Annotated in this window: 2 protein-coding genes; both read right to left on the bottom strand. The window is 64.1% G+C overall.

Features of this window, described 5'->3' with window-relative positions; genetic code table 11:
- Positions 1-1,294: glutamine-hydrolyzing GMP synthase (gene guaA / locus AC1P6P_RS17615; RefSeq protein ID WP_481403752.1), on the bottom strand; the 1,294-nt coding region annotated here is incomplete at its 3' end.
- A gap of 37 nt (positions 1,295-1,331) precedes the next feature.
- On the bottom strand, positions 1,332-2,366 hold a 1,035-nt coding region (locus AC1P6P_RS17610), incomplete at its 5' end, for an RsmB/NOP family class I SAM-dependent RNA methyltransferase (protein WP_481403751.1).

The raw sequence follows: 2,366 nt of genomic DNA, 5'->3' as shown, positions 1-2,366 counted from the left end.
TGTCGTAAAGACCGGCCTTGCGGATTTCATCGAGATAGATGGTATCGGCCTTGCGCAAGATTTCCAGCTTCTCGCTGGGGATCTCGCCGGGAATGCGGATCGCCAGCCCCGGCCCCGGGAAGGGATGGCGGCCGACGAAGCTCTCGGGCAGACCCAGTTCGCGGCCAAGGGCGCGGACTTCGTCCTTGAACAGCTCGCGCAACGGTTCGACCAGCTTCATCCGCATGTGCGCCGGCAGCCCGCCGACATTGTGATGGCTCTTGATCGTGACCGAGGGACCGCCGGTCGCCGAGACGCTTTCGATCACGTCGGGGTAAAGCGTGCCCTGGGCGAGAAATTCGGCGCCGCCGACTTTCGCGGCTTCGTAATCGAACACGTCGATAAACGCCTTGCCGATGATCTTGCGCTTCTTTTCGGGATCGGTGACGCCGTGCAGCTGCTCGAGGAACATCTTCGAGGCATCGGCATGCAGCAGCGGAATGTTGTAATGGCCGCGGAACAGGCTGACGACCTGCTCGCTTTCGCCGGCCCGCATCAAGCCGGTATCGACATAAATGCAGGTGAGCTGGTCGCCGATCGCTTCGTGGATCAGCACCGCGGCAACCGAGGAATCGACACCGCCCGACAGGCCGCAAATCACCTTGCCGCTGCCAACCTGCTCGCGAATGCGTTGGATCGCGCGTTCCTTGAACGCATGCATGTTCCAAGCCGGCGTTATGCCGGCGATCTTGGTGACAAAATTGGTGAGGATCTGGGCGCCGCGCGGGGTGTGCACCACCTCAGGGTGGAACTGCACGCCGTAAAACCGTTTCGCTTCGTTGGCGATCACCGCATTGGGCGAATGTTCGGAGGTCGCCACCACTTCAAATCCCGGCGGGATCGCCACGATCTTGTCGCCATGGCTCATCCATACCGGCTCGCGGCCATGTTCGTCGCCGAGACCGTCGAGCAGCGGCGAGGCCTTGGCAATCACGATGTCGGCGCGGCCGAATTCGCGGGCATGGCCGCCTTCGACCTTGCCGCCGAGCTGTTCGCACAAGGTCATCTCGCCGTAGCAAATGCCGAGCACCGGCACGCCGGCCTCAAAGACTTCTTTGGGCGCGCGCGGTGAACCGTCTTCGTGCACGCTCATCGGGCCGCCGGAGAGGATGATCGCTTGCGGCTTCTCGACCAGCGCGGCCTCCGCCTTGTTGAACGGCACGATTTCGCAATAGACGCCGATTTCGCGCACCCGCCGGGCAATCAGCTGGGTGACCTGGGAGCCGAAGTCGAGGTCCAGAACGGGAGCGGACATGCGATTTTCCTTAAGCGTGGTGGTTCGACGATGCCGTTCAAAAACGTCGCTGCAGAACGGCTGTGAAAAATCCATCGGTTTGGGTGCGATAGGGACTGGCGTGGAAGAACGGATGCGCGTCCGAGACCGCAACCGCCGAGAAATTCGGGTGATTGGCGAGGAAGGCGATGATTTGGCCGTCATTCTCGCACGGCAGCACCGAACAGGTGGCGTAGACGAGCTTGCCGCCGACCGCGACGAAGCTCGAAGCCTTGGCGAGCAGCTTTGCTTGCAGCTTGATGCGTTCGGTCAGCCGCTCGGCGCTGAGACGAGCGCGCAGTTCGGGCTGGCGCCGCCAAGTGCCGGTGCCGCTGCACGGCGCATCGAGCAAAACGAGATTGAACGCCGCCGGCGGCAAGTCGGTGCCGGTGTGAATGATCGAAATCCCGGCCCGCTCGGCCCGCGGACCGATCATGGCGAGGCGGCCGGGATCGATATCGTGGGCGACGATGATGCCGTTGTTGCGCATCGCCGCCGCCAGCGCGAGCGATTTACCCCCGGCCCCGGCAGCGTAATCGAGCACGCGCATGCCGGGCTCGGCTTCGCACAAAGCCGAGGCGATCTGGGCCGCCTCGTCCTGGAATTCAAACTGGCCGGCCGCAAAAAGCGGCGACGCCGATAATTTGGCGGTGGCGGTGCCGTCGAGACGCAAGCCGTTGGCGGCATAGGGCGTCGGGGCGGCTTCGAACCCTTCCGCGGCCAGCGCAGCGGTCAGCTTCTCGCGCGACGTCTTGAGCGTATTGACGCGCAGATCGACCGGCGCACGGGCCTGCATCGCCGTCATCTCGGGCAGCAGATCGTCACCGAAGGCGGCAACGAATTCGCTTTTCAGCCAATCGGGAAACTCGCCCAGGACATGCAGCGGCGCCGGTTGCAGCGGCGGCGCGATGGCGGCGGTTTCCGCGTCGCCGAGCGCGGCCGGGGCGTAATTGACGCCGGAGAAAATTTCCGCCGGATCGCGTCCTTCCGCCAACACCGAGGCGATGGCGAGGCGGCGCGGGTCATAGCCGCCCATCCGCCAGCCATAGGAATA

The sequence above is a fragment of the Rhizomicrobium sp. genome, assembly GCF_056722145.1.
The sequence above is the reverse complement of the archived record's forward strand: the minus strand, read 5'-3'. Positions and strand labels throughout refer to the sequence as shown.